Consider the following 25,195-nt stretch of genomic DNA (forward strand, 5'->3'; position numbering starts at 1 on the left):
GATTTAGACGGGCGCGCCAACCGAGTGTGCAGTTGCGAATAATCAGGCCTCCGCTTTTGTTGCGGATGCGAAGATTGCGCGGCGATTGACCCATCGGAAGGTCGGCTTCCATTGTGGTATTCGCGAATTTTGCGCCACCCGCGGGCGGGTCTCGGAAAATTTCTACTTGGCACGGTGGTATGTGGTCGACCACAGTGGGGGTCAGATGCTGGCCTCGGCGCGCGACCGCCGTGGAGGCCGGATCGGCCAATACGAACCGATAATCGTTCGCTCCCGACTCCGTCCCTGCGGCTTAGGGGGGAGGCGGCGGGGCAGGGCGAGAGGAAGTAGGAGGAACGCGACTTGAGCTCGACGACAATTGACACCGATGCCCCGGCACGTGCCGACGCGGTTGCCGAGGACGTCGCCAAGCCGGGCGATACGATTTACCTCGACGCGCCCGGTACGACCCTGAAGGACAGCTGGAAGGCCGCGGGACCCGGCATCGCCGCAGCGATGACCGGCATCGGCGCGAGCCACATCATGCATGCGCCGACGGCGGGGGCGCAGTACGGCTACGCGCTCCTGTGGATCATCCCCGCCGCCTATCTCCTGAAATACTGCGCCTTCGAGTTCGCCCACCGCTACACGCTCGTGAAGGGCGAGAGCGTGATGGAAGCCTATGGCCGCGTCGGCCAGTGGCCCTTCTACTACCTGATCTTCCAGTCCTTCGCGAACACGTTCGGCATCGCCGGCCGCGCGCTCGGCTGCGGCGCCATGCTCTGGGCCGCGTTCCCGTTCATGCCCCTCGAGGCGTGGTCGCTGGCCGTGCTCCTCGCCAGCGTCGCCATCCTGTGGGCCGGCAAATACAGCGCTCTCGAATCGGCGGTGAAGATCTGCATCATCGTCTTCGCGCTCTGCTCCTTCATCGCCTTCGCGCTCCAGGCACCGCCCCCGGGCGAGTATCTCTCCCGCCTGCTGCCGACGCTTCCGCCGATCGGCGCGATGCTCCTGTTCGGCGCCATGTGGGGCTACTTCCCGACCACCGTCGAAGTCGCGCCCATGCAGTCGAACTGGGCGGTCGACAAGAAGAGCGGCATGGTGAAGGTGCACGAGCTGCGTCGGCAGGGCTACAAGGTCGAGATGCACCCCGACTACATGAAGAACTACCTGACGCTCTTCAAGCGCGACATGAACACCTCCTATATCGTCGCGATGCTGACGGGCATGGTGTTCCTGATCGTGGGTGCCGTCGTCCTGCAGCCCCTCGGCATCGTTCCCGAGAGCCGCGAGATGGGCCTGACGATCGCCCGCATCTACACCGACACGTTCGGCGCCTGGGTGTTCCCGATCATCATCGCCGGCGGTGTGGCGGCGCTGTTCTCGACGGTGTTCACCTACTTCGACGGTCAGGCCCGGCTGGCGGAGGAGAGCTTCGTGCGAATCCGCCGGAAGTGGGACAATCCGGAGACCCGGAAGCTGATCTACCGCAGCTTTCACATCCTCTGGATCATCGGTGGCGCCGCCATCATGTTCGGCATGCCCCGGCCGATCTTCGTGGTGCAGGTCGCCTCTGTCCTGGCCCTGCTGTTCTCGCCGGTCATCTACTGGCTGAACATCCGGGCCGTGAACGAGTTCGGGCCGGACGAGATGAAGTACAAGCCCGGTCCCTTCATGATGGGCCTGGCGTGGTTCGGGACGGTCTCGCTCGCCATCATCAGCATCTACGTGCTGGTGACGATGCTGACGACCTGAGCCCAGGCGTATACCACCGAGACGAGGCTCGCGCCGCGGAGACATCCGCGGCGCGAGCTTTTTTGTACCGACCGACCGCCATGCGCCGAGCGACAGCGCGCTCGGCTAGCGCCGCCCGGAGGCCTCCAGGAGCCGCCAGGCGCCGAGGGCGGTGACGGCGGTGCCGGCCATGCCCCATGAGAGATCGAGCACGACGATGCGCGGGGTATAGGCCTGGAGGATGGCGAGGTTCGTCAGGTCGTAGGTGCCGTAGGCGACGAGGCCGAGGGCCGCGCCGCGGAGGGCGACCTCCCGCCATGCCCTCCCGGGCAGCACGGCGAAACCCGCGATGCCTCCGGCATAGACGAGGTAGAAGGCGGCGGCCGCGCCCCAGCGCGGCGTCTCCAGCATGAGGGAGCCGAGCGCCTCCCGGAAGTGGGCCGCGACCACGAAGCCGATCCAGAGCGCGTCGAGGACGAGAAAGACGGCGAGGCTGTAGCCAAAGGCGAGCACCGCCCGCTTGCGACGCGACATCGGGATCCTCCGTCATCTGCCCGCATGCACGTGCGCCGCGGGTTTCGGGAGGAGTACGTGCCGCCGACGAAAACGGAGCACCCGCATGGTGGGAGCGCAGAGGGGTTGGAAGCGGCCGAGCCAGGTCATGGGCTCGGTGAAGAAGGGTCACTCGCCCGGCGTGAGGTCCGCCTGGCGGATGCGTTCGGCCAGCGATATGCCTTCGGCTGCCCCGTGGGGCTCTCCGTTCAGCACGCGGCCGTTCACCGGCTTGCCGTTGGCGGGCTTGCCATTCGCCTTGCGTGGCAGGCGGGAGCTTCGGCCCGGTGCCGCCGACTCGATGAGCTGGCGCAGGTCGTCGCCACCGCTCTGTGCGGCGCTCCGGGTGATGCGAGCGGCGAGGTCGCGCATCGATTCACGCAGCGCTTCGGTGCGCTCGTGCTCGTGTCCCTTCGCCTCGAGCTCCTTGTCACGCGCTCTGAGCGTCGTCTCGAGCTCGGCCATGCGGGCCCTGAGCCGTGTCATCTCGCCCTCGCTCTCCGCGTGCCGTACCTCGCCGCCGGCGCTCTTCACGAACGCGGCGGACAGCCGCACCTGCTGCTCGGCGATCCTGCCCTTGGCGGCCTCGAGCTCTCGCCGCAGCGCCAGCGTCTGCTCGCGACGCGCGCGGGACAGGTTCCGGCGCCGCGCGAGGCGCGCATTCCAAGCCTTTTCCTGTTCTTCCATGCGCGCGATGCGCAGGCTCTTCGTGGAGAGCTCGGTGCGCAGCTCGGCGAGCCGTGTCTGGTGCTCCTCGGCGAGCTTGCGCTCCGCCTCCAGGCGCGCCGTCATCTCGTCGCGCTCGGCGAGCATGTTCTCGCGCTGTGTGCGCAGCGCCACGAGCTCGACCTTCCGGCTGTCCGCAAGCGCGTGGACCTCGCCCAGCTCCTTCGTGCGGGCGCGCAGGGCCTCGTTCGCCGCGGTGATCGCGTACTGCTTCTCCTTGAGAGCGGCTGCCTGCTCCGTCACCTGCTTCTCGAGGCCGCGGATCGTCGCTTTCAGATCCTCGACACGCGCTTCGAGCTCGGCCTTGGCCGTCGCGAGGCCTGCGGTCTCGATCGTCAGCTCGCTCACCCGCTGATCGCGCCGGCCGAGCTCGATCTGCTGCTGCGAAGCGCGCGCGCGGCTCTCTTCCAGCCGCACCTCCAGCCGTCGCTGCGCAACCGCGTACTCGGCGCGGATGGCATCCTTCTGAGCGGCAAGCTCCGGCAGGCGAAGCGGCGCGGTCGCCAGCACCTGCTCGCGCGCGAGACGCGCGGCACGACGCCACAGGAGCGGGCCGAGGAGTAGGGCGATCAGTGCCGTGATCAGCACGCCCAACAGGAAGATGATGCCCGCCTCGACCATCGACGTCGTCTTTCGCGCGTAAACAAAAGGCCGGGCCGTACGCAAGTAGCGCACTGCCCCGGCCGCAACTGCTGAATAGTCTAGCTGGTTGCCGTGCAACACTCCAGCGCGGCTAGACGCCACGCGGGAGTGTCGTAAACACGCGGTCTCAGAAGGGGTTCCAGGTCGGCTGGCGGGTGAACTTGAGATAGCCGAGGTTGAAGCCGAGACGCGCTCCGATCCCCGTCCGGATCGGCGCCACCGTCGTCACCTTGTCGGTGTAGACCGAGACGCCGACGCCGGCGACGAGATAGGCGGAGCCGTTGACGCCGGCGAACTTCGTGTACATCCGGTCCGCGGCGGGAAGGTCGTAGACGAGCATCATCGCGCGGTCACCGTTCGCGCCGATGTCCGGGCCGAGCGAGGGGCCCTGCCAGTAGAGACGGTGCGAGCCGATCGTCTTCGTCTCCAGGACGCCCTCTCCGTAGCGCAGGCCTGCGAGGAACGCGCCGCCGCCTTCCTCGCCGAGCACGTAGCCGTTCGGCCGCCCTCGGCTCTGGAAGAGGTACTCGACGGAGCGCGCGAGACCCTCGGAGATCGAGCCGAAGAACTGGTGCCCGGATTCGATGATTTCGTTGTAGGTGAACGTGTCGTCGGTGCGGTAGGCGGCGTTGGCCACATAAGGGGCCGCCAGCGTGCCTGCCGTCGCGCCGAGGCCGACGAGGATGGAACGGCGGGTGATCGTCATGTCGCTCTCCCGGTTGCGCGGGGCTGCCGGCCCATGCTTCACGCGATCTTTACGCGTGCCGCGCTCTCCTGGCGGCCCTGACTGTCCGTCCCTCCAGATGCACGGAGATTGGTTAAAAGTGTATTGTCTTGCGCGCGTCCTCGTGCTGGCAGCGCTGATCGGCCTCGCGCATGCGCCGGAGGGCCGGGCGGGGCTGGCGCCCGATATCGTCGGGGGCGCGTACTCGGGCTTCGCGATCGGCGGCCATGACCCGGTGAGCTACTTCGCGGGCCGGGCGACCACCGGCTCGGCGGACCATCAGGCGATGTGGGGCGGCGTGGGCTGGCGCTTCGTCAACGAGGGCAACCGCGAGGCCTTCCTGCGGGACCCCGAGGTCTACGTGCCCGCGTTCGGCGGTCACTGCGCGACGGCCCTTGCTCGCGGCGAGCGGGTGGAGGGAGATCCGCGGCTCTTCGCCCTGCATCGGGGCCGCGTCTATCTCTTCCATTCGGCCGAGGCGAGGGCGCGCTTCCTGAAGGAGCCCGACCGCATGGCCGCGAGCGCCCGGGCAGGGTGGGCGCGGGTCGCTCCGCACGCGCCGGCCGAGCTCAGTCCGGCCGCTTTCCCCACGCGATGAAGCCCGGATTGTCGTAGCCGCGCTCGGCCTTCCCGTATCGCAGGACGCCGCCGTCGACGCTCTCTACCGAGCCCCCGGCGGCCCGCAGCACGGCGTCGCCCGCGGCCGTGTCCCACTCCATCGTCCGGCCGAACCGGGGATAGACATCCGCCTCGCCCTTCGCGACCAGGCAGAACTTCACCGAGGATCCCGCGCTGCGCGTCTCGCTGATGCCGCGCGCCTTGAGGAAGTCCTCGGTGGCCGTGTCGCGGTGCGAGCGGCTGGCGACCGCGACGGGCGACATCCCCGCCGCCCGCGCCTCGATCCGCCGCCATCCGATGAGGTGGTCGCCGGGCTCCGACAGCGTGCCCTCGAAGGCGCCGGACGGGCTGCCGGTGTAGACCGTCCCGAGGGCCGGGGCATGAACGACCCCGAGCGTCGGGACACCGTTCTCGATGAGCGCGATGTTGACGGTGAACTCGCCGTTGCGGCTGATGAACTCCTTCGTGCCGTCCAGCGGATCGACGAGGAAGAAGCGGCTGTCCACCTCCGGGATGCGGCCCGCGCTGACCTCCTCCTCGGCGATGACGGGCGTCTCGGGGAAGAAGGCGCGCAGCCGGTCGAGGATGATCTTCTCTGCGGCGCGATCCGCCACGGTGACGGGCGAGTCGTCGCCCTTCCTGTCGACCTCGATCTCGTCGCCGTAGTGGCGGAGGATCTCCTTGCCCGCGTCGAGCGCGATGTCGACGAGTTGTGTCGTCAGATCGTCCGGCCGTTCCGCTGTCATTCCCGATCGTCCCGCATGTGTGAAGATCCGTGCCGAGGGCGGGCTTAACAGATCGGCGCGCGGAGACAAGCGCTCGCCTTGCCGCTGGCGCGCGCGGAATGTAACACTCCGGCCCCGTCGAAGGGCGGATTCGCGAAGGAGACGAGGCCGATGGGCGATTTGCGGGAACCTGACGAGCTCGAGCTCGCCGCACTGATGTGCAGCAAGCTCTGCCACGATGTCATCGGCCCGATCGGTGCCATCGGCAACGGGTTCGAGCTGATCGACGATCTCGGTGGCGATCCGGATCCCGAGGCGCTGAGCCACGTGCGCCGCAATGCCGACAAGGCCTCCCGCCGCATCCAGTATGCCAGGCTCGCCTTCGGGGCGATGGGAGCGGCGGGCGACCAGTTCCCTGTCGACGAGGCGCGCCGGCTGACCGTCCAGTTCTTCGAGGACGAGAAGCAGACCGTCGTCTGGGAGCCGACGGGCCAGGCCCTGCCGAAGGACGAGGTGCGCCTGCTCGTGAACCTCGTCGCCATCGCGGCCGCCGCGATCCCGCGCGGAGGCGAGGTGACCGTCAATATCGAGGCGGACGGCGAACGTACCGGCTTCCGACTCGTGGCCGCGGGACCGCGTGGTTCCGTCGTCCCGGCCGCACCGTCGGCGCTCTTTGCCGGCGAGGCGCCTCCCGAGGGGCGCATCGACGCCTACAACGTTCAGGTCTATTACGCGACCAGGCTCGCCAAGGCGGTCGACATGAGGCTCAGTTTCGTGCCCGGAGAGGGGCAGACGGAGCTGCACGCCGTGCCGCTTCCCGCCGAGACGGATGCGTCGGAGGAGACCCCTGGCGACTGAACTCCCACCTGGTCCTCGCGGCCTTCGCGGCCGCGGGCTCGATCACCGGCATGCCGGTGCTCCCGTTTCCGTTTCGATAAGCAATGGGCGTTAGCCTGCGCGTCAGCGCCTAGGCCCGGGAGCGGTCAATGTCCCTCTGTCTCATCGTCGACGATTCCGCCGTCATCCGGAAAGTCGCCCGCCGCATCGTCGAGGGAGCCGGCTACTCGGTCGTCGAGGCGGCCGACGCGAGCGAGGCGCTGATCGCCTGCCGCCGGGCCATGCCGAACCTGATCCTGCTCGATGGCATGATGCCCGGCATGGGCGGGGCGGATTTCCTCCTGAAGCTGCGAAAGATGCCCGGTGGCGACGCGCCGAAGGTCGTCTACTGCTCGACGGAGGTCGACGTCGCGCAGATGGCGCGCGCGAATCGCGCGGGGGCGAACTTCCACCTGCAGAAGCCCTTCGATCGCGAGATCCTACTCGCCAAGCTCGCCGAGACCGGCACCGTCCCCGCCGCCGTCTGACGGACGTCACCATTACTCCGCCCCGGTCGCGAGAGCGGCTCTTGCCCAACCGCGGCTGCGTGCTCTAGTTCGACCGCCATGTCGGCGTGTCCGGGAGGGCGCGCCCAGCGCGAGGCGGACGATGCAGACGATCATTCAGCCGGACCCGATCGAAACGGAGGAGTTCCGCGACGCCGAGAGCGCGCTCCGTCGGATCGAAGAGATATACGAGCGCAACACCGCTTTCCTTCGCGAGCAGTTCCGCGCCTATCTGAGCGGACGGGCCCCGTCGTCGCGCGTGCGCGCCGCCTACCCGTTCGTGAGGATCGCGACGAGGAGCCATGCGCGCGTGGATTCCCGCCTGTCCTACGGCTTCGTCGCACATCCCGGCGTGCACGAGACCACGGTCACCCGGCCCGACGTCTTCCGCGACTACTACCTCGAGCAGATCTCCCTCCTGATCGACAATCACGGCGTGCCCGTGGAGGTCGGGGAATCCGACGAGCCTATCCCGATCCACTTCGCCTTCGTCCGCGACATCAACAGCGAAACCGCCGACGCGCAGCGCCAGGCGGGGGAGGGGGAGCCGGAGCGCCCGCTCCGCGACGTCTTCGACGTGCCCGACCTCGCCTCGATGGACGACGCGATCGTCAACGGGACGCTCGACCTGGCACCGGGAGCGCCGGAGCCTTTGGCGCTGTTCCGGGCAGGCAGGGTCGACTATTCGCTGCACCGTCTGCTCCACTACACCGGGACGCAGCCGAGCCAGTTCCAGAACTTCGTGATCTTCACGAACTATCAGTTCTACGTCGACGCGTTCGTCCGCATCGGCCGCGCCCGCGTCGCCTCGGGCGATCCCGGCTGTGTGGCCTTCGTCGAGCCGGGCGGTGTCGAAACGCGGCTCGACGCGGACGGCCGCCTCCAGACGTCCGGCGAGGCCCCGGAGCGGATGCCGCAGATGCCGGCCTATCATCTCGTCTGCGGGGGCTCCTCCGGCATCACGATGATCAATATCGGGGCCGGGCCCTCGAACGCCCGCACGATGACCGACCACGTCGCCGTCCTGCGCCCGCATGCGTGGCTGATGCTCGGCCACTGCGCCGGCCTCAGGAACACGCAGAAGCTCGGAGACTACGTGCTCGCGCACGGCTATGTCCGCGAGGACCACGTGCTCGACGAGGATCTGCCGACCTCCGTGCCGGTGCCGGCGCTCGCCGAGGTGCAGGTCGCGCTCGAGCGTGCGGTGGCCGAGGTGACGGAGCTCGACGGCTATGCCCTGAAGAGCGTCATGCGAACCGGCACGGTCGCGAGCGTGGACAACCGCAACTGGGAGCTCGGCGATCACCGCGCCGTGATCCGGCGGCTGTCGCAGTCCCGCGCAGTCGCGCTCGACATGGAATCGGCCGTGATCGCCGCGAACGGCTTCCGCTGCCGTGTGCCCTACGGGACGCTGCTCTGCGTGTCGGACAAGCCGCTGCACGGCGAGATCAAGCTCGCCGGCATGGCGGGCGCCTTCTACCGCCAGCGCGTGGAGCAGCACCTGCAGATCGGCCTGAGGGCGATCGAGCTCCTCCAGGAGCAGGAGCGCGGGCGGCTCCACTCCCGCAAGCTCCGCAGCTTCACGGAGGTCGCGTTCCAGTAGGCGCCGGCCGCGGGGGTTTGGGAGGCGGGGGAGGCGCCCTATATGCGCCTCTCATCCACAGATGCTCCACACCGAAGAGAGGACGTCGGGCACCCATGCCGAAGATGATCCGCAGAACGCTTCTGGGCCTCGCCGCCGCCGCGACCCTCGCCGCCGCACCGGTCGCCGCCGCCGCCGACCCGATCCGCGTGGGCATGTCGGGCGGCTATTTCCCGTTCACCTTCGTCGAGCAGGACGAGCTGAAGGGGTTCGAGGTCGACTTCATGAATGCCGTCGGCGAGGAGATCGGCGCCGAGATCCGGTTCGAGACGATGGCCTTCTCCGGGCTGATCGGCGCGCTCCAGTCCGGCCGCATCGACACGGTGGCGAACCAGATCACCATCACCCCGGAGCGGCAGGAGAGGTTCGTCTTCTCCGAGCCCTATGTCTATGACGGCGCGCAGGTGGTCACCCGCCGGGGCAACGACGAGATCACCGGGCCGGAATCGCTGAAGGGCCGCTCGGTCGCCGTCAATCTCGGCTCGAACTTCGAACAGCTCCTGCGCGATCTGCCCTATGCCGGCGAGATCGACATCCGGACCTACGAGAGCAACATCGAGCAGGACGTGGCGCTCGGCCGCGTCGATGCCTTCGTGATGGACCGCGTCAGCGCCACCCAGGTCATCAGCGAGCGCAACCTGCCCCTGCAGCTCGCGGGGAAGCCGTTCTCGACGATCGAGAACGCCCTGCCGTTCCGCGACGACGAGGCGGGACGGGCGCTGCGCGACCGAGTGAACGAGGCGATCGCGACGCTGAAGGAGAACGGCACGCTGGCCGAGATCTCGCGGAAGTGGCTCGGCGACGACGTGACGACCGCGCCCTGACGCGGCGTCCGCCGCCTTAGGACCCGCGCGAGGAACGACCGGACCGGAGACGCCACCATGCAGGGGCTCGATCTCGATTACATGGTCGGGCTCCTGCCCGTCCTCCTGAGCTATCTCCCGCTGACGCTGCAGCTGGCGGTGACGGGCATGGCGCTCGCCCTCCTGCTCGCCTGCCTGCTCGCGGTCGTGCGGGTGCTCCAGGTGCCGGTGCTCGACCCGCTGGTGCGGCTCTTCATCTCCTTCTTCCGGGGAACGCCGCTCCTCGTGCAGCTCTTCCTGTTCTATTACGGGCTGCCGCAGGTCTTCGCCTTCCTCACCGCGATCAACGGCATCACGGCGACGATCATCGGCCTGACGCTGCATTTCGCGGCCTACATGGCGGAATCCATCCGCGCCGCGATCGTCGGCATCGACCGGAGCCAGACCGAGGCGGCGCTGTCGATCGGCATGACGACGAGCCAGATGATGCGGCGTATCGTGCTTCCGCAGGCCGCGCGCGTGGCCGCGCCGACGCTGATGAACTACTTCATCGACATGATCAAATCGACGTCCCTCGCCTTCACCCTCGGCGTGACCGAGCTCATGGGGGCGACCCAGAAGGAGGCGGCCGGGAGCTTCCTCTACTTCGAGGCCTTCATCACCGTCGCGGTCATCTACTGGATCGTCGTGGAGGGCCTGTCGTGGGTGCAGCGGCGCATGGAGGTCTTCCTGAACCGGGCCTATGCGAGATGATCGAGATCCGCGGCCTTACCAAGCGCTTCGGCGACCGCGCCGTCCTCGACGGCATCGACCTCGATATCGGGCGCGGCGAGATCATCGTCGTGATCGGGCCGTCCGGCACCGGAAAGTCGACCCTGCTGCGCTGCCTGAACTTTCTCGAAAAGCCCGACGCCGGCACGATCCTGGTCGGCGACCTGACGGTCGACGCGGCGCGCGCCACGAAGGACGAGATCCTCCGCCTCCGGCGCTGCACCGCCTTCGTCTTCCAGAACTACGCGCTCTTCGCGAACAAGACGGCGCTCCAGAACATCGCCGAAGGCCTGATCGTCGTGAAGAAGATGGCGAAGGCGGAGGCGCATGCGAAGGCCCAGGCGATCCTCGAGCGCATCGGGCTCGGCGACCGCGGCGATTCCTATCCCGCGGCGCTGTCGGGCGGCCAGCAGCAGCGCGTCGGCATCGGCCGTGCGATGGCGCTCGAGGCCGCCCTCATCCTCTTCGACGAGCCGACCTCCTCGCTCGATCCCGAATGGGTGGACGAAGTGCTCGACCTCATGCGCCAGCTCGCCCGGGCGCACCAGACGATGCTCGTCGTCACGCACGAGATGCAGTTCGCGCGCGACGTCGCCGACCGGGTCATCTTCATGGACGAGGGCCGCATCGTGGAGCAGGGGCCGCCGAGCGAACTGTTCTTCAGGCCGGGGGACGAACGGACCCGGAGCTTCCTGCGCAAGGTGCTTCCGCCGGCCTAGGGCGGTCGCGGTTCTCCCCCTGGCCGGGCCCGACAAGGCGAAGGGCGCGACACCTTCCGGTGCCGCGCCCTCTATAGGGTCAACTCTCGGAATGGCGGCCTCAGGAGGCCGCGAGCTCCTGGTCGGGATCGCGCAGCACGTAGCCGCGGCCCCAGACGGTCTCGATGTAGTTCGCCCCGCCCGTGGCGGCCGCGAGCTTCTTCCTGAGCTTGCAGATGAAGACGTCGATGATCTTCAGCTCGGGCTCGTCCATGCCGCCGTAGAGATGGTTCAGGAACATCTCCTTCGTCAGCGTCGTGCCCTTGCGGAGCGAGAGAAGCTCCAGCATCTGGTATTCCTTGCCGGTCAGGTGCACGCGCTGGCCGTGCACGTCGACCGTCTTCGTGTCGAGGTTGACGCGCAGGTCGCCGGTCTCGATGACCGACTCCGCATGCCCCTTCGAGCGGCGGACGATCGCATGGATGCGCGCGACGAGCTCGTCCTTGTGGAACGGCTTCGTCATGTAGTCGTCGGCGCCGAAGCCGAGGCCGCGCACCTTGTCCTCAATGCCCGCGAGGCCAGAGAGGATCAGGATCGGCGTCTTCACCTTCGCCACGCGCAGCATCTTCATGACCTCGTAGCCGCTCATGTCCGGCAGGTTGAGGTCCAGAAGAATGATGTCGTAATCGTACAGCTTGCCGAGATCGACGCCCTCTTCGCCCAGGTCAGTCGTGTAGACGTTAAAGTTCTCCGACTTCAACATCAGCTCGATGCTCTGTGCTGTCGCGCTGTCGTCTTCGATCAGCAAAACCCGCATGCCAATCCCTTTCCGCGTGCCTGTCCTGGGCTTGCGCCTTCCAAGCGGGGAAGGCGGGACCGACGGAAGTTCGAATTCCGATTCGGAAGGCTACGCCACAATGGTTAACAAACCCTAATCCCGTCAACTCTCGGAGCGTCGACGCGGACTCCGGAAAAGGCCCCAGCCCATTGAGAATCCGTCGCTATTTCGGCTCGTTGAAGTTCACATTCCGCTTTAAGGTTCCTCGCTAACCGACTCTTCAGACTCGGCTCGTCGGTCCCCCCGCCGCCGCTGCTCCGGTGGTTTACAGCGGTTTAAGGAGTTGGTTGGAAGTATTGACGGGAGCCGTAAACGAATCGTTACGTGTGTCCGAAAGGAATCACGATGAAGGGCCTTCTCGACGAGATCGCCGGCCTGCCGGACCACGAGGTTTTCGGCAGAGTTGCGGCAATTCAGGGGCTGCTGGTCGAGGTGGTGGGGCCGGTGAACGCGATGCGCATCGGCTCGCGCATCAACGTTGACGACACATCAGGCTCTCCGGTCGAGCTCGAGGTCGTGGGCTTCCGCGAGAACCGCGCGGTCTGCATGCCCTTCGCGCCGCTCGACGGCGTCCGCATGGGCTGCCGTGCCGTGCTCGCCGAGGCGGAGCCCTCGATCCGACCGACCCGAGCCTGGCTCGGCCGTGTCATCGACGCGCGCGGCAACCCGATCGACGGGAAGGGCCCGCTGCCGCAGGGACCGTCGCGCCATCTGCGGTCCAATCCTCCGCCCGCCCACGCCCGCAAGCGCGTGGGGGAACCGGTCGATCTCGGCGTCCGCGCGCTGAACACGTTCCTCACCTGCTGCCGCGGCCAGCGCATGGGCATCTTCGCGGGCTCGGGCGTCGGCAAGTCCGTGCTCTTCTCGATGCTCGCGCGCAACGCCTCCGCCGACGTGTCGGTCATCGGCCTGATCGGCGAGCGGGGGCGGGAGGTCCAGGAGTTCATCGAGGACGATCTCGGCCCTGAGGGCCTCGCGCGCGCGGTGGTCGTCGTGGCGACGTCGGACGAGACGGCGCTGATGCGCCGGCAGGCCGCATGGACGACGATGGCGCTCGCCGAGCACTTCCGGGACGAGGGGGCGCAGGTGCTTTGCCTGATGGATTCGATCACCCGCTTCTGCATGGCGCAGCGCGAGATCGGGCTCGCCGGCGGCGAGCCGCCGACATCGAAGGGCTACACGCCCACGGTCTTCACGGAGCTTCCGCGGCTCCTCGAGCGGGCAGGCCCCGGCGTGGGCGAGGGGGCGATCACCGGCCTCTTCACCGTGCTCGTCGAGGGCGACGACCACAACGAGCCGGTCGCGGACGCGGTGCGCTCCATCCTCGACGGCCATATCGTCATGGAAAGATCAATTGCGGAGAGAGGTCGATTTCCCGCGATAAACATTTCGAAATCCGTTTCGCGCACGATGCCTGGCGCTGCCGATCCGGAGTACCTTCCCGTGGTCAAGAAGGCACGCCATCTGATGGCGACCTTCTCGGACATGGAGGAGCTCATACGGCTCGGCGCTTACCGTAAGGGGGCGGATCCCCTTGTCGACGAGGCGATCGCCCTGAACCCGGCACTCGAGGCGTTCCTCGGCCAGGGCAAGGACGACACGACCTCGATCGGCGAGGGGTATGTGCGTCTGGCGGAGATCGTCGGACGGTCCGCGAAGCCGGGGACGGGGGAAAAGGGTGAGAAGCAATGAAGCCGCGTAACACGCTCATTCGCGTGAAGAAGTTCCAGGTGGACGAGAAGCGCCGGCAGGTCATGCAGATCGAATCGATGATCGCGGACTTCCAGCGCATGGCGGACGATCTCGATCGGCAGATCGCCGACGAGCAGAAGCGCGCCGGCATCGACGACCCCGCCCACTTCGCCTACCCGACCTTCGCGAAGGCCGCCCGGCAGCGGAAGGAGAACCTGCTGGCCTCCGCGGACGGCCTGCGCGACCAGCTCGCCGCCGCGCAGGAGGCGCTCGAGGAGGCGTTCCTCGAGCTGAAGAAGGTCGAGCTCCTCGACGAGCGCGACGCCGAGCGCGAGCGTCACGAGGAGAACAAGCGGGAGCAGGCCGAGCTCGACGAGATCAGCCTGCGCAATCGGGCCAAGGCCAGCTGATCTGCCCTCGGCGGGCGCTCAGCCCGCCGCTATGCGATGCGCCCGCAGCTTGTCGTATGCCGGGCGCACCGCCTCCGCGATGTGGAGCAGGTGGGGCGGCAGCGGCGCCGGCTCGACCGCCGGCGGGGGCGAGAAGCCCCGGCTCGCCGCCACGGACTGGTACCAGTGGTGCGCCCAGACGCCGTCCGTCGTCCGGATACCCGGCTCCCAGGCGAGCATGCATCTGTCGAAGTCGAGGCCGAGCCGTTCGCAGAGCGCGGTCAGCGTGCCTTCCGGATCCGCCAGAACGTCATGCGAATCGATGACCGGCGGCGCCTCGCCCAAGCGGTCCGCCACACGGTCGAAGATCTCCTCCTGCTTCAGGAACCCCACGTCGGAGGCGTCGACCGCCTCGCGCTTCCTGACGTAGGAGGCGAGCACCCGGTTGGGATCGCGGATCAGGAAGACGTTCGTCACCCGGTCGATCCAGTCGCGTCCGATCCCCTCGATCATGTGATGGGTCATGTGCTTCTGGTAGAAGACGCGTCTGCCCGCCGGCAGCGGCGCCAGGAGCATCTCCTCCACCTTGCGGGGGTCCGTCTCGCCGGCCGCGATCACCTCGTTCTTCATCGGATGGTCGATGCCGGTCATCGCGAGATAGGCGGCATAGAACGGCTCGTCCGACACGACCGTATCGGCGCGGCTGCCGAAGGAGCGCATCATCGCCGTCGAGATGTTGCGTGGGCCCGACCACATCGCGATTCTCAGGGCGCCGTCCCGCATCCTTCACCTCCCTTCGACCAGATCCTGCCAGGCCGGGTTCTCGTTCAGCTTCTCGCGTGCATACCAGCACAGCGGGACGATGCGCGACCCCTCGGCGCGGGCGTCGGCGGCCAGCCGCTCCACGAGCGCGTAGGCGATGCCCTGGCCGCGGAAGGCAGGCAGGGCCTCCGTGTGCGTCACCGTCAGCCATCTGCCGGTGCGGCGGTAGGTCAGCGCGCCGGCCCGCGCACCGTCGACGCTGGCCGTGTAGTCGCCGGCCGACCCGTCGTCGCGCCGGATGATGTCGATCGCCATGCGGATGTCCTTCTTCAGGCGGGCCGCACGGATTCCCGCCGCGCAAGCTCCTTGTAGGCCTCGCGAAGCCGTCTCGTGACGGGGCCCGCCCGCTCGTCCGTCGGCGGCACGCCGATGACCCGGCCGTCGACGTCGTGCACCGGCGAAAGGCCCGCGAAGGTTCCCGTCACGAAGGCTTCGTCCGCTCCGTAAACGTCCGTCAGCGAGAAACGCTTCTCCTTGACCGGAATACCCTGCTCTCCGCAGAGCCTGATCACGTTGCCCCGTGTGATGCCGCCGAGGCAGTAGAGCCCGTCCGACGTCCACACCTCGCCGTCGCGCACGATGAAGAAGTGCGTCGAGTTGCAGGTCGCGACCGCCCCGTCGGGGTCGAGCATGAGGGCCTCGTCGGCACCCGCCTTCGTCGCCTGGATGCAGGCGAGGATGCAGTTCAGCTTCGAGTGGCTGTTCAGCTTCTGGTCCTGCATGTCGGGCGCCGTGCGGCGGACATGGGTCGTGAAGAGCTTGAGGCCGCGCTTCGCGAGCTGCGGCATCGGCGACTTGTACTCGGGTATGATGACGATCGTCGGTTCGCCGATCGTCATGCGCGGGTCCTGGTAGGGCGTTCGCTTGACGCCACGCGTCACCATCAGGCGAACATGGACGCCGTCGGTCATCTCGTTGGCGTCGAGGCAGTCGAAGATGCGGGTCGCCAGAGCCTCCCGCGTCAGGCCGATCTCCATGTCGATCGCCTTGGCGCCCTCGTAGAGGCGCTTGAGGTGCTGGTCGAGGAAGGCGATCCCGCCGTTCACGACCCGCAGGCCCTCCCACACGCCGTCGCCGAGAACGAAGCCCGAGTCGAAGACCGACACGACTGCGTTCGCCCGCGGTTTCAGCTCGCCGTTGACGGAGATCTGGATGTGCGCGTTGCGCGGGTCGTCGCTGAAGTCATGCGTGCCTTGGGCCATACGGTCCTCCGGTTGTTCTGGAGCAGGGGAGACTAGAGGTGCGGGAGAGGGCCCCGCAACGACTCCGCTGCATGGTGGGGTTGCGTGGCGAACATCTTCGCAGGCGCAATATTCCCGCGCCGATCCTCGTGGGGGCAGGCTGCCTCACCCGTCGCGAAACCCTTTCTCGCTTCGTCGCTTGAAAGGTGGATGCAGCGCAGCGTGGTTCGTGACCCAAGCCGATGACCTCAGCCCCCCAGCCGACGAGCCTGAGCGCCGTTCTCGACACGGTGGAGCGGGTGGCCAGAGAGCACCGTTCGGTCTGCCTGACGGACGTGCGCGACGCGATGGGCGATCGGGGCTTCGGGCCCATGCTCATGCTGCCGGCGCTCGTCATCGTGTCGCCGCTCTCGGGCATCCCGACCCTGCCGACGATGACGGCTCTCCTGGTCGCCCTGGTCGCCGTGCAGATCCTCGCGGGGGCGAAGTCGCTTTGGATCCCCCGCCGCCTGGGCACGGCGTCACTGTCCCAGGCGCACACCGAGAGGGCGCTGCGCGCTCTGCGTCCGATGGCCCGCTTCGTCGACCGGCTCGTGCGGCCGCGGCTCCGCTGGGCGACCGGGCCGATCGCCATGCGGGCGGTCGCCGTCCTGTGCCTGCTGATCGCGCTGACGATGCCGCCGCTCGAGTTCCTGCCCTTCGTGAGCTCCCTGGCCGCCGTCGTCATCGTGGTGCTCGCCCTCGCGCTGACGGCGCGCGACGGCCTCCTCGTCCTCCTGGGCTTCGCCCTGGCGGCCGCAGGCTTCGCCGCGGCGGTGTACACGGCCGTGGAGGTGGCGGGGTAGGGGGCAAGCGGCGGCAACCGGGCGGGACTCGGGTGCGCGTCGAGGGCGGCTGCGAAGCCGCCGGGGGATCGTCAGTCGAACAGGTTCAGGTCGAGCCGGTAGCTCAGGCCCGCGCCGACCGTGAACTGGTCCTTCGAGCCCGCCCGCTCGACGATCGGTGAACCGGCCGCGTCGCCGACGAGCCTGCTCCAGCCGGCCTCGACGTGGAGGTCGACGAGATCCGTCAGGTTGTAGATCGCCTCGGCAGCCACCCCGACGCTCTTGAAGCCGGCGGACGCGTCGTAGGCCGGAAGTCCCGAGGCCGCGGCCTGACCGGGCGTGACGGAGTAGTAGGTGTCGAAGAAGTCGCTGCTCGCCGCCGAGACGCGGGGGCCCGCGATGAAGCTCAGGCGATCGGTCGGGTTCATGATGAGGTTGAGGCCGGCCTCGCCGACGACGCCCTCGTGTCCGCCGAAGCCCTGACGGACCGCGAGGAACGCGCCGAACATGTCGGTCTCGTAGGACATCTTGGCGCCGAGCTCGACCGCGGTGTCGACGTCCCCCAGACCGGCGAGCGCCTCGTTGTCGCTCTCCTTGCGGCTGCCCTGGATGTTGAAGGAGGGGCCGATCGAGAAGCCGCTCGAGGGTCCGCCGAACTCGCCGATGCCCGGCAGGCGCAGGAATTCGAGCGAGATGATCGGCCACGGCACGACGTGATAGTCGTCGGATCCTTCGTAGTCGGGCTGCACCAGGGCGCCGAGCCCGAGGCGCAGCGACAGGTCGACGTCGCTCCCGATCGGAGCGGACGGTCCCGGTGCGAACGGATCGGCAGCGATCGCCGGTGTGCCGGCCGTCGCCAGAAGAACGGTCAGAACGGTCAGACGCACGAAGACACGGCCCCCTTCAAGGGAGCCTCCGCCCGGCCCCCGATACCCCAGTCGAAGCTGAAGATAACAGAGGCGATGCGCGCCGCGCGTAACCGAAATGCCACGCCGCGGCGGCTTCGGCGTCAGATCGAGCCGAGGGTCTTCAGCTTCGCGCGCGGGTGGATCTCGTTCTGCGACATGACGACGGTCTGGGCCCGGAAGCGCTCCACGATCGAGCGGACGTGCGGCCGCACGAGGCCGCTCGTCAGGAGCACGGGCATCTCGCCCTGGCGCGCCGCCTCCTCGAAGCGATCCCGCACCGACTTGATGAACTGCTGCAGCTTCGACGGGGCGATGGCCAGCTGCCGGTCCTCGCCGTCGCCGACGAGCGCCTCGGCGAACTCGCGCTCCCAGTCGGGCGAGAGCGCGACGATCGGGACGTAGCCCCCCGGCGACTGGTGCTGGGCGCAGAGCTGGCGCGACAGCCGCGCGCGGACGTGCTCGGAGATGCCGCGCGTGGACCGGATCGACCCCGCGACCTCGGCGATCGCCTCCAGGATCGTCGGCAGGTCGCGGATCGAGACGCGCTCCTCGAGCAGCGTCTGCAGCACGCGCTGGATGCCGGAGATGGTGATCGCGCCCGGCACCACGTCGTCGACGAGCTTCTGCTGCTCCTTCGGGAGCTCGGAGAGGAGCTTCGAGACCTCCGCGTAGGAGAGAAGCTCGCTCATATTGGCCTTGAGGAGCTCGGTCAGATGGGTGGCGACGACCGTTGCGGGATCGACGACCGTCAGGCCGCGAATGTTCGCCTCGTCCCTGAGCGAGGCCTCGATCCAGGTCGCCGGCAGGCCGAAGGTCGGCTCGGTCGTGTGCGTGCCCGGCAGGTCGATCTGGCGACCCTCGGGGTCCATCACCATGAAGGCGTTGGGATAGACGTGGCCGCGGCCTGACTCGACCTCCTTGACCTTCACGACGTAGCTGTTCGGCTCGAGGTGCATGTTGTCGAGAAGGCGCACCGAGGGCATGACGAAGCCCATCTCGCTGGCGAGCTGCCGTCTCAGCGCCTTGATCTGCTCCGTCAGGCGGTCCTGGCCGTCCGCGCCGTTGACGAGCGGCAGGAGCGCGTAGCCGATCTCGATCTTCAATTCGTCCATCGCCAGCGCCGAGCTGATCGGCTCCTCCGCCGGCTTCTGCTCGGCCTGGTGCTTCGCCTCGGCCTGGGTGACGATTTCCTGCGTCTTGCGCTCGACCTGCTTGTTGCGGGCGCGCCATGCGAGATAGCCCGCGCCTCCCGAGAGCGCGAGGAACGGGACCATCGGGATGCCCGGCAGCAGCGACATGATCGCCATGACGGCCGACGACATGCCGAGCGCCTGCGGGTAGCTCGTGAACTGCCGGCCGAGCGCCTGGTCGGCGCTCTCGTCGGAGCCCGCCTTCGAGACGAGAAGGCCCGCCGCGGTCGAAACGATGAGCGCCGGGATCTGCGACACGAGGCCGTCGCCGACCGTCAGCAGCGTGTAGGTCTGCGCCGCCTCGCCGAAGCTCAGGCCCATCTGCGCGACGCCGACGATGATACCGCCGATCACGTTGATGAACGTGATCAGAAGGCCGGCGATCGCGTCGCCGCGCACGAATTTCGAGGCGCCGTCCATGGCGCCGAAGAAGCCCGTCTCGTCCTCGAGGGCCTTGCGCCTGGTCCTCGCGGTCGTCTCGTCGATCAGCCCCGCCGAGAGGTCGGCGTCGATCGCCATCTGCTTGCCGGGCATCGAATCGAGGCTGAATCGCGCGGCGACCTCCGCGATGCGGCCCGAACCCTTCGTGATGACGACGAAGTTCACGATGATCAGGATCGCGAAGACGATCAGGCCGATCACGAAGTTGCCGCGCATCACGAAGTTGCCGAAGGCTTCGATCACGTGGCCCGCGGCCGCGGATCCCTCGTGCCCGTTCTGGAGGATCAGCCGCGTCGAGGCGAGGTTCAGCGATAGCCGCAGCATCGTCGCGATCAGGAGAATCGTCGGGAAGGACGAGAACTCGAGCGCCGACTTGATGAACAGCGAGGTCATCAGGATCAGCACCGCGAAGGTGATCGAGATGGCGAGCGCCATGTCGAGCATCAGCGGCGGCATCGGAAGGATGAGGACGACGAGGATCGTCATCACGCCGACGGCGAGTGCCAGATCGCCCCGCTTCAGCGCGTCGCCGACCTGCAGGAACCGGCTCCTGCCCGCAGCTCCGCTTGCCGCAGGAACGCCCGCCGCCGTCGTGTCCGCCATTCTGGTCCCCGCCACCCGGAATATTCTGCCCGGCAAGCTTTGCCGGGTTCATGGTTAGCGAAAGGTTAACGGCCCCCCGGGCGTCGGGCCGGGCGTACCGCCGGTGGCTGGTTGCGTGCTCCCCCTAAAGGAGCCCGGACGCAGCTTCGCCTCCGCGATCGGCCACAAGTCCCGAGAGGGAGGGAAGCACGTAAAGCCCGCCTGCCGGGACAGCGCGTATTGCGGCAGGAAGAGCTGGTGCTGCAGCGTCACGAGATTGATTCCGCGGTCGCCCGCCCTCTCCACCTGGATGAGCAGCTCGTACCAGATCGGATGTCCCACGCCTGCCGCCTTCAGGCGCTTCTCGATCTTCGGTGACAGGTGCCTGTAGGTCCGGAAGAGGTTGAACCAGACCCTGTTGACCAGGATCTCCTCGTCTTCCTGCTCCGCAACGGTCGACACCACGCGAACCCTCTCGATCGTTCCGATTCGAGCCTTCAACCTACGCCGCCACCCGCGCCGCGGCGAGCCCCGGCAATGTCGGGCGGCCGTGCACGTCATTGCGCCGCGACGCGCGGCGGAGCCCCGAAAATCGTGCCGCTTCGGCGACTGCGATGCCTTCCAACGAACCGGTCAGAGATTGGTCAAAGCAAATTAGCATTGTCTAATCGTCTGCAAATAAACATCTTTCCACCCAACTTGCGCCGTGACGTGCCGTTGGCGGGTTGACTCGCACCCAACCAATGTTGGACTTTCGTCTAACCATTAAGGGAGCCGCGCGCCTTGCGCGGCACAAGAACAAGCCGCCACCCCCTAACCACGCAGGCGGCCTCGACCTCAAAAAGGGAGGAAAGACATGAACCGCAGGACAAGCTTGAACAGACGTACGTTCCTCGGGATGTCGGCGGGCGCGGCCGCCATGGGGCTGGCCGGTACGCGGCCGGGCTTCGCGCAGCAGTTTCCGAGCCACACCATGAACGTGGTCATTCCGACCGGCGAGGGCGGCGGCGTCGACCGCGCCGCCCGGGCGTTCACCTCGGTCTGGCAGAAGCACCTGGGCGCGAACTTCGAGTTCGGCTACTTCCCCGGCGCCTCCGGCCAGGTCGGCTACGAGGTGTATGTCGGCAAGCGCGAGCCCGATGCTCACAACCTGCTCTTCGGCAATATCGGGCCGGAGATGATCGTCTATGCGACGCAGGACACGAGCTACACCTACCCCGACGACTACATCTACTTCGCCGGCATCGACGTCGACGATTCCGCGATCTGGGTGGCCGCGAACAGCGAGTTGCAGACGATCGAGGACCTCGTGGAGGCGGGCAAGCAGCGCACGATCAACATCTCGACGAGCCGCCTGCCGCATCCCTCGAGCCTCGGCGTGCTCGCGCTCGGCGAGGCGACGGGTGCCGACTTCCGGCTGATCCCCTATGGCGGCGGGTCGGCCGCGCGCACGGCCGCCATCACCGGCGAGGTCGAGGCCTGCGCCACGTTCCTGGGGTCCTCGCTCGGCCTGGACGACCAGATCCGGTTCCTGACGGTGTTCCAGAACCGCAACCGGCTGCCGAACCTGACGAACGACGCGCCGCCGGTGAACGAGGCCCTGGGGACCCAGATCCCGGCGCTGTCCGGCACGAGGGCCTGGGCGATCCACCGGGCGGCCGCGGAGGAGTATCCGGACCGTTTCGAGAAGCTGAAGGAAACCTCGCGAGCCGCGTTCGAGGATCCCGCCTACAGGCAGGAGGTCGAGCAGTCGAAGCTCATCTGGGAGTTCGCGGAGTATTCCGACGAGGAGGCCTGCGCCGCGGAGGCGCGCGCGACGATGGAGCTCGCCGAGCGCTACAAGGACGTGCTCAGCGGCAACGGCTGATCGGCGCCGTCCTTTCGCCTCCACTCGCCGGAGGGGCGCGAGCCGTCCCTCCGGCCTGACGCAACGCGCCGTCCGTCGCCCGCCGACGTGACGCTCAGCCTACCGAAAAAGTGATGTCCGAACAGACGCAGGACGCAGGCGCGGCCCCGGCGGAGAAGCCGGCGCTCGACGCCAACGAACTCATCATCCCCGTCGCGGGGCTCATATTCGCGGTCTACTACATCTCGACGATCTGGGACCTGCCGTGGGGCGCCAAGATGAGCGGCCTCCTGCTCGGCGTCTCCGTCCTCGTCCTCTGCATCCTGTTCCTCCTGCGCTCGCTGTCCGCCATCGGCGCGGGCCGCATCACCTTCAAGGTGGGCGAGGTGTTCGGCACCGGCACGCTCTTCGTCCGCCGCTTCGGAACGATCGCGCTCGCCGCGCTCTACGTTGCGCTGATGCCGATATTCGGCTTCGCCCTCGGCACCTTCCTGTTCCTGATGTCCGCCATGGCGCTCCTCGGGGTGCGGGTGTGGAAGCCGCTCGTCGGGGTGCCCTTCATCCTCGCCGCGACGGGGTATCTGCTCTTCGTCGTGGCGCTTCGCTCGAGGCTGCCGGAGGGCGTCGTCGGGCGCCTCGTGGGCTCCCTGACCGGCGCGGGGAACTGAGGCCATGACAGCGGACCTCCTGATAGACCTCTTCTCGATGGCCATCGGCTACTGGTGGATCATCCTCATCGGCACGACGATCGGCATCATCATCGGCGCGATCCCCGGCTTCGGCGCGCACAACACGATCATCATCCTCCTGCCTCTGACGCTTGCGGTGCCGATCGACCAGGGCCTGACCTTCATGGTCAGCCTCTACGTCGCCTCGCACATGGGCTCGGGCATCCCGGCGATCCTTCTGAACATACCGGGCACCGGCGGCGCGGCGGCGACCACGCTCGACGGCTACCCGATGGCCCAGAAGGGGCTCGGGCAGCAGGCGCTGGTGCTGAGTTTCCTCGCCTCGACGATCGGCGGCTTCATCACCGCCATCATCGCGCTGTTCGCCATTCCCTACCTCGCGCAGATCGCCTTCTACCTGCACAGCGTCGAGATGGTCGTCGTGATGCTCTTCGGCATCACGCTGATCGCGGTCATCGCGGCGAAGGACACGCTGAAGGGCCTGATCGCCGGCCTCATCGGCCTCCTGATCGGCGGCATCGGCGCCGACCACATCTACTCCAACCCGCGGGGCACGTTCGGCTTCCTCGAGCTCTATGACGGCGTGCCGCTCGTGCCGGCGCTGATCGGCCTGTTCGCGCTGTCCGAAGCCTTCGTGATGATCGAGCAGGACCTGATCGTCTCCAAGAGCGGCCGGGCCCACATGCTGAAGTCGCGCTGGAGCGACACGTGGGAAGGCATCCGGATGGGCGTTGCCCGCCTCTGGCACGTCTGCTGGACCTCGCTCATCGGCCTCGGCATCGGCGCGATCCCGGGCGCCGGCGCGAGCATCGCCTCCTTCGTCGCGTACCAGCAGTCGCGCACCTTCTCCAAGACGCCCGACGCCTACGGCAAGGGGCACCCCGAAGGCGTGCTCGCCCCGGAGGCCGCGAACAACGGCGTGTCGTCCGGCAGCCTCATCCCGATGCTCGTCATCGGCGTGCCGGGGGGCAGCACGGCGGCCGTCATGATGGTGGTGCTGAACTATCACGGCGTGGCGCTCGGGCCGCGCCTGTTCACCGAGCAGCCCGTTCTCGCCTACGGCGTCTTCGTGACGATGATCGTGAGCTACGTCCTGATGATCTTCACGATCCTGCCGCTGACGCGCTACCTCTCGCGCATCACGCTGGTGCCGACCCAGTTCCTCGCGCCGTCGATCATCTGCTTCACGCTGATCGGCGCCTTCATCTACCGCGGCTACCCGTTCGACATGGGGCTCGCGATCGCCTTCGGCGTGATCGGCTACATCGCCCGCAAGACCGGCTTCCACGTCGTCGCGCTCCTGATCGGCGTCATCCTCGGGCCGCTCCTCGAGGAGAACTTCCTGCGGGCGCTCCGCCTGTCGGGCGGCGATCTCGGCGTGTTCTTCTCGCGGCCGATCGCGAACGGGCTGTGGCTGGCGCTTCTCGCCTCGCTCGCGACGCCGTGGATCCTCGCCCGCTACCACAAGAGCAGAGAGACGGCCGGAGGAAAGCCATGACACGGACGGACCTGACTGCGGCGGCCGACGGATCGGCCGGCTACAACGTGCGCCGCCTCGGCTATCTCGACATACAAGGCGGCGGCCAGGTCGAGGTGCATCGCGGGCACGCCTTCGTCGGTCACATGTCGCCGCCGGACGGCACGAGCATCATCGACGTCCGCGACCCCGCGAACCCGAAGGTCGTGGCGACGGTCGCGCCGCCGGACCAGTACTCCCACACCCACAAGGTGCGGGTGGTCGGCGATCTGATGATCTGCAACGTCGAGCGGCACAAGCGCCACTTCTATCGCAAGGGCGAGCGCATCGCCGCGGTCGAGGAGGCGCACCGCGCGCGCACCGGCCGCGATCCGGGCGACGCGGCGATCGCGGCGGAGCTCGGCGTCGAGGCGGCCGACGTGCCGGAGCTTCGGGCGGGCCTCGAACGGGGATACCGCGACGGCGGCTTCCGCGTGTTCGATATCTCCGACCTCGCGAGGCCGCGCGAGCTCGCCTATGTCCACACCGGCGGCATCGGCGTGCACCGCTTCCACATGGACGAGCGCTACGCCTACATCTCCACGGAGATGGAGGGCTTCGTCGGCAACATCCTCGTGACCTACGACCTCGCGGACCCCTCCGCGCCGAAGGAGGTGTCGCGCTGGTGGATGCCGGGGCAGAACGTGGCGGCGGGCGAGACGCCGGACTGGCCGGGCCAGCGCCACAGGCTGCACCATGCGCTGCGCTTCGGCGACCGCATGTTCGCCGCCTGCTGGTACGCCGGTGCCTGGCTCGTCGACGTGTCCGACATCGCCGCGCCGCGCACGATCGGCCGCTTCGACTACCACCCGCCGATCCCCGAGCCGACCCACACTTTCATGCCGGTGCCCGGCCGCTTCGACGGCCGCGAGCTCGCGCTCGCCTGCGACGAGGAGCACGACCACGTGCCGGGACAGCCGCACGGTTTCCTGTGGGTCCTCGACATCACCGACCCCGCCAATATCAAGCCGGTCTCGACCTTCCATGTGAGCGAGCGGGATTCCCCCTACGCGCGCGCCGGCGGACGCTTCGGCATCCACCAGTTCCGCGAGAAGATGGACGGCACCATCGTCCACGCGGCGTGGTTCGCGGGCGGCCTGCGCGTCATCGACATTGCGGATCCCGCCCGGCCGACGGAGATCGCCGCCTATGTGCCGCCGCCGCCCGAGGGCTATCCCGCGCCGCAGAGCAACGATGTCGACGTCGACGACCGCGGCCTGATCTACCTGCTCGATCGCAATCGCGGGCTGAGCATCCTCGAGCACACGGGGTAGAGGTGGG

General features: G+C 68.0%; 26 protein-coding genes. 15 read left to right on the forward strand and 11 right to left on the reverse strand.

Annotated elements, in window-relative coordinates:
• Positions 1 to 342 precede the first annotated feature (342 nt).
• Entirely contained in the window at positions 343 to 1,734 is a 1,392-nt protein-coding gene (locus N177_RS18310; protein WP_023433904.1) for an Nramp family divalent metal transporter, read from the forward strand.
• Between the two features lie 105 nt (positions 1,735 to 1,839).
• On the opposite strand, the gene N177_RS18315 is transcribed toward N177_RS18310, so the two are convergent.
• From N177_RS18315 to N177_RS18325, 3 genes are all read right to left on the reverse strand, one after another.
• On the reverse strand, positions 1,840 to 2,247 hold the full coding sequence (locus N177_RS18315; RefSeq protein WP_023433905.1) for a DUF2177 family protein: 408 nt from the start codon (positions 2,245 to 2,247) through the stop codon (positions 1,840 to 1,842).
• A gap of 147 nt (positions 2,248 to 2,394) precedes the next feature.
• A complete protein-coding gene (locus tag N177_RS18320) occupies positions 2,395 to 3,612 on the reverse strand; it encodes a coiled-coil domain-containing protein (protein WP_023433906.1) in 1,218 nt (405 codons plus the stop codon).
• Positions 3,613 to 3,760: 148 nt separating this feature from the next.
• Positions 3,761 to 4,339, reverse strand: coding sequence for a DUF1134 domain-containing protein (locus N177_RS18325; RefSeq protein ID WP_023433907.1), 579 nt, complete (start codon positions 4,337 to 4,339; stop codon positions 3,761 to 3,763).
• Between the two features lie 118 nt (positions 4,340 to 4,457).
• Between N177_RS18325 and N177_RS18330 the strand changes: the two genes are divergently transcribed.
• Entirely contained in the window at positions 4,458 to 4,955 is a 498-nt protein-coding gene (locus N177_RS18330; protein WP_023433908.1) for a YHS domain-containing (seleno)protein, read from the forward strand.
• On the opposite strand, the gene cysQ is transcribed toward N177_RS18330, so the two are convergent.
• Positions 4,927 to 5,721 (reverse strand): 3'(2'),5'-bisphosphate nucleotidase CysQ, encoded by a 795-nt coding sequence (gene cysQ, locus N177_RS18335; RefSeq protein WP_023433909.1) that lies wholly within the window; start codon positions 5,719 to 5,721, stop codon positions 4,927 to 4,929. The two genes, N177_RS18330 and cysQ, sit on opposite strands and share 29 nt — an antisense overlap.
• A 150-nt stretch (positions 5,722 to 5,871) precedes the next feature.
• On the opposite strand from cysQ, the gene N177_RS18340 reads away from it, so the two are divergent.
• The 6 genes from N177_RS18340 to N177_RS18365 all read left to right on the forward strand — a co-directional run bounded on the left by N177_RS18340 (position 5,872) and on the right by N177_RS18365 (position 11,017).
• The gene (locus tag N177_RS18340) at positions 5,872 to 6,558 is read left to right on the forward strand and encodes a histidine phosphotransferase family protein (RefSeq protein ID WP_023433910.1); all 687 of its coding nucleotides are present in this window, start codon (positions 5,872 to 5,874) and stop codon (positions 6,556 to 6,558) included.
• A gap of 128 nt (positions 6,559 to 6,686) precedes the next feature.
• Positions 6,687 to 7,064, forward strand: coding sequence for a response regulator (locus N177_RS18345; protein WP_023433911.1), 378 nt, complete (start codon positions 6,687 to 6,689; stop codon positions 7,062 to 7,064).
• 121 nt (positions 7,065 to 7,185) lie between these two features.
• Positions 7,186 to 8,685 carry an AMP nucleosidase gene (locus N177_RS18350; RefSeq protein WP_023433912.1) on the forward strand — a complete coding sequence of 500 codons (1,500 nt, stop codon included), beginning with the start codon at positions 7,186 to 7,188 and terminating at the stop codon, positions 8,683 to 8,685.
• 95 nt (positions 8,686 to 8,780) lie between these two features.
• Positions 8,781 to 9,548: an amino acid ABC transporter substrate-binding protein gene (locus N177_RS18355; protein WP_023433913.1), complete on the forward strand. Its 768-nt coding sequence runs from the start codon at positions 8,781 to 8,783 to the stop codon at positions 9,546 to 9,548.
• Between the two features lie 57 nt (positions 9,549 to 9,605).
• Positions 9,606 to 10,280, forward strand: coding sequence for an amino acid ABC transporter permease (locus tag N177_RS18360; protein ID WP_023433914.1), 675 nt, complete (start codon positions 9,606 to 9,608; stop codon positions 10,278 to 10,280).
• Positions 10,277 to 11,017: an amino acid ABC transporter ATP-binding protein gene (locus N177_RS18365; RefSeq protein ID WP_023433915.1), complete on the forward strand. Its 741-nt coding sequence runs from the start codon at positions 10,277 to 10,279 to the stop codon at positions 11,015 to 11,017. The genes N177_RS18360 and N177_RS18365 overlap by 4 nt, the downstream gene beginning before the upstream one ends.
• A 100-nt stretch (positions 11,018 to 11,117) precedes the next feature.
• On the opposite strand, the gene ctrA is transcribed toward N177_RS18365, so the two are convergent.
• Positions 11,118 to 11,813 carry a response regulator transcription factor CtrA gene (gene ctrA / locus N177_RS18370; RefSeq protein ID WP_023433916.1) on the reverse strand — a complete coding sequence of 232 codons (696 nt, stop codon included), beginning with the start codon at positions 11,811 to 11,813 and terminating at the stop codon, positions 11,118 to 11,120.
• A 366-nt stretch (positions 11,814 to 12,179) separates the two neighbouring features.
• On the opposite strand from ctrA, the gene fliI reads away from it, so the two are divergent.
• Positions 12,180 to 13,526, forward strand: coding sequence for a flagellar protein export ATPase FliI (gene fliI / locus N177_RS18375; RefSeq protein WP_023433917.1), 1,347 nt, complete (start codon positions 12,180 to 12,182; stop codon positions 13,524 to 13,526).
• Positions 13,523 to 13,936 (forward strand): flagellar export protein FliJ, encoded by a 414-nt coding sequence (gene fliJ, locus N177_RS18380; RefSeq protein WP_023433918.1) that lies wholly within the window; start codon positions 13,523 to 13,525, stop codon positions 13,934 to 13,936. Before fliI ends, fliJ begins: the two co-directional genes overlap by 4 nt.
• 18 nt (positions 13,937 to 13,954) lie before the next feature.
• On the opposite strand, the gene N177_RS18385 is transcribed toward fliJ, so the two are convergent.
• From N177_RS18385 to N177_RS18395, 3 genes are read right to left on the reverse strand one after another with little or no spacing between them, the layout of a single operon-like run.
• Positions 13,955 to 14,698, reverse strand: coding sequence for a sulfotransferase-like domain-containing protein (locus N177_RS18385; RefSeq protein WP_023433919.1), 744 nt, complete (start codon positions 14,696 to 14,698; stop codon positions 13,955 to 13,957).
• A gap of 3 nt (positions 14,699 to 14,701) precedes the next feature.
• A complete protein-coding gene (locus N177_RS18390) occupies positions 14,702 to 14,992 on the reverse strand; it encodes a GNAT family N-acetyltransferase (RefSeq protein ID WP_023433920.1) in 291 nt (96 codons plus the stop codon).
• A gap of 14 nt (positions 14,993 to 15,006) precedes the next feature.
• Positions 15,007 to 15,939 (reverse strand): aminotransferase class IV, encoded by a 933-nt coding sequence (locus tag N177_RS18395; protein ID WP_023433921.1) that lies wholly within the window; start codon positions 15,937 to 15,939, stop codon positions 15,007 to 15,009.
• 221 nt (positions 15,940 to 16,160) lie between these two features.
• On the opposite strand from N177_RS18395, the gene N177_RS18400 reads away from it, so the two are divergent.
• A complete protein-coding gene (locus N177_RS18400; protein ID WP_023433922.1) occupies positions 16,161 to 16,763 on the forward strand; it encodes an exopolysaccharide biosynthesis protein in 603 nt (200 codons plus the stop codon).
• 71 nt (positions 16,764 to 16,834) lie between these two features.
• Here the strand turns inward: N177_RS18400 and N177_RS18405 are convergent, their stop codons facing one another.
• The 3 genes from N177_RS18405 to N177_RS20770 form a co-directional block, all read right to left on the reverse strand.
• Complete coding sequence (locus N177_RS18405; protein ID WP_023433923.1) at positions 16,835 to 17,629, reverse strand: MipA/OmpV family protein; 795 nt, start codon at positions 17,627 to 17,629, stop codon at positions 16,835 to 16,837.
• A 122-nt stretch (positions 17,630 to 17,751) separates the two neighbouring features.
• A complete protein-coding gene (gene flhA, locus N177_RS18410) occupies positions 17,752 to 19,884 on the reverse strand; it encodes a flagellar biosynthesis protein FlhA (RefSeq protein ID WP_023433924.1) in 2,133 nt (710 codons plus the stop codon).
• Positions 19,885 to 19,938: 54 nt separating this feature from the next.
• Positions 19,939 to 20,328: a hypothetical protein gene (locus N177_RS20770; RefSeq protein ID WP_051402478.1), complete on the reverse strand. Its 390-nt coding sequence runs from the start codon at positions 20,326 to 20,328 to the stop codon at positions 19,939 to 19,941.
• A gap of 409 nt (positions 20,329 to 20,737) precedes the next feature.
• Between N177_RS20770 and N177_RS18420 the strand changes: the two genes are divergently transcribed.
• The 4 genes from N177_RS18420 (at position 20,738) to N177_RS18435 (ending at position 25,188) form a co-directional block, all read left to right on the forward strand.
• Entirely contained in the window at positions 20,738 to 21,730 is a 993-nt protein-coding gene (locus tag N177_RS18420; protein WP_023433926.1) for a Bug family tripartite tricarboxylate transporter substrate binding protein, read from the forward strand.
• Between the two features lie 113 nt (positions 21,731 to 21,843).
• Positions 21,844 to 22,377 carry a tripartite tricarboxylate transporter TctB family protein gene (locus N177_RS18425; RefSeq protein WP_040486160.1) on the forward strand — a complete coding sequence of 178 codons (534 nt, stop codon included), beginning with the start codon at positions 21,844 to 21,846 and terminating at the stop codon, positions 22,375 to 22,377.
• A gap of 4 nt (positions 22,378 to 22,381) precedes the next feature.
• Positions 22,382 to 23,896, forward strand: coding sequence for a tripartite tricarboxylate transporter permease (locus tag N177_RS18430; protein ID WP_023433928.1), 1,515 nt, complete (start codon positions 22,382 to 22,384; stop codon positions 23,894 to 23,896).
• Positions 23,893 to 25,188, forward strand: coding sequence for an LVIVD repeat-containing protein (locus N177_RS18435; RefSeq protein ID WP_023433929.1), 1,296 nt, complete (start codon positions 23,893 to 23,895; stop codon positions 25,186 to 25,188). The genes N177_RS18430 and N177_RS18435 overlap by 4 nt, the downstream gene beginning before the upstream one ends.
• The last annotated feature ends 7 nt before the right edge of the window (positions 25,189 to 25,195 follow it).

Source organism: Lutibaculum baratangense AMV1, assembly GCF_000496075.1.
In the GTDB taxonomy this organism is placed as follows: Bacteria; Pseudomonadota; Alphaproteobacteria; order Rhizobiales; family Tepidamorphaceae; genus Lutibaculum; species Lutibaculum baratangense.

What these genes read in the sequence shown, in the direction of transcription:
- fliI (WP_023433917.1), top strand. Translation starts at nt 12,180, where the DNA reads ATGAAGGGCCTTCTCGACGAGATCGCCGGCCTGCCGGACCACGAGGTT.
- cysQ (WP_023433909.1), bottom strand. Translation starts at nt 5,721, where the DNA reads ATGACAGCGGAACGGCCGGACGATCTGACGACACAACTCGTCGACATC.
- N177_RS18360 (WP_023433914.1), top strand. Translation starts at nt 9,606, where the DNA reads ATGCAGGGGCTCGATCTCGATTACATGGTCGGGCTCCTGCCCGTCCTC.
- N177_RS18385 (WP_023433919.1), bottom strand. Translation starts at nt 14,698, where the DNA reads ATGCGGGACGGCGCCCTGAGAATCGCGATGTGGTCGGGCCCACGCAAC.
- N177_RS18435 (WP_023433929.1), top strand. Translation starts at nt 23,893, where the DNA reads ATGACACGGACGGACCTGACTGCGGCGGCCGACGGATCGGCCGGCTAC.
- N177_RS18395 (WP_023433921.1), bottom strand. Translation starts at nt 15,939, where the DNA reads ATGGCCCAAGGCACGCATGACTTCAGCGACGACCCGCGCAACGCGCAC.
- ctrA (WP_023433916.1), bottom strand. Translation starts at nt 11,813, where the DNA reads ATGCGGGTTTTGCTGATCGAAGACGACAGCGCGACAGCACAGAGCATC.
- N177_RS18340 (WP_023433910.1), top strand. Translation starts at nt 5,872, where the DNA reads ATGGGCGATTTGCGGGAACCTGACGAGCTCGAGCTCGCCGCACTGATG.
- N177_RS18345 (WP_023433911.1), top strand. Translation starts at nt 6,687, where the DNA reads ATGTCCCTCTGTCTCATCGTCGACGATTCCGCCGTCATCCGGAAAGTC.
- N177_RS18390 (WP_023433920.1), bottom strand. Translation starts at nt 14,992, where the DNA reads ATGGCGATCGACATCATCCGGCGCGACGACGGGTCGGCCGGCGACTAC.
- N177_RS18350 (WP_023433912.1), top strand. Translation starts at nt 7,186, where the DNA reads ATGCAGACGATCATTCAGCCGGACCCGATCGAAACGGAGGAGTTCCGC.
- N177_RS18320 (WP_023433906.1), bottom strand. Translation starts at nt 3,612, where the DNA reads ATGGTCGAGGCGGGCATCATCTTCCTGTTGGGCGTGCTGATCACGGCA.
- N177_RS18400 (WP_023433922.1), top strand. Translation starts at nt 16,161, where the DNA reads ATGACCTCAGCCCCCCAGCCGACGAGCCTGAGCGCCGTTCTCGACACG.
- N177_RS18315 (WP_023433905.1), bottom strand. Translation starts at nt 2,247, where the DNA reads ATGTCGCGTCGCAAGCGGGCGGTGCTCGCCTTTGGCTACAGCCTCGCC.
- N177_RS18425 (WP_040486160.1), top strand. Translation starts at nt 21,844, where the DNA reads ATGTCCGAACAGACGCAGGACGCAGGCGCGGCCCCGGCGGAGAAGCCG.
- N177_RS18430 (WP_023433928.1), top strand. Translation starts at nt 22,382, where the DNA reads ATGACAGCGGACCTCCTGATAGACCTCTTCTCGATGGCCATCGGCTAC.
- flhA (WP_023433924.1), bottom strand. Translation starts at nt 19,884, where the DNA reads ATGGCGGACACGACGGCGGCGGGCGTTCCTGCGGCAAGCGGAGCTGCG.
- fliJ (WP_023433918.1), top strand. Translation starts at nt 13,523, where the DNA reads ATGAAGCCGCGTAACACGCTCATTCGCGTGAAGAAGTTCCAGGTGGAC.
- N177_RS18355 (WP_023433913.1), top strand. Translation starts at nt 8,781, where the DNA reads ATGCCGAAGATGATCCGCAGAACGCTTCTGGGCCTCGCCGCCGCCGCG.
- N177_RS18325 (WP_023433907.1), bottom strand. Translation starts at nt 4,339, where the DNA reads ATGACGATCACCCGCCGTTCCATCCTCGTCGGCCTCGGCGCGACGGCA.
- N177_RS18365 (WP_023433915.1), top strand. Translation starts at nt 10,277, where the DNA reads ATGATCGAGATCCGCGGCCTTACCAAGCGCTTCGGCGACCGCGCCGTC.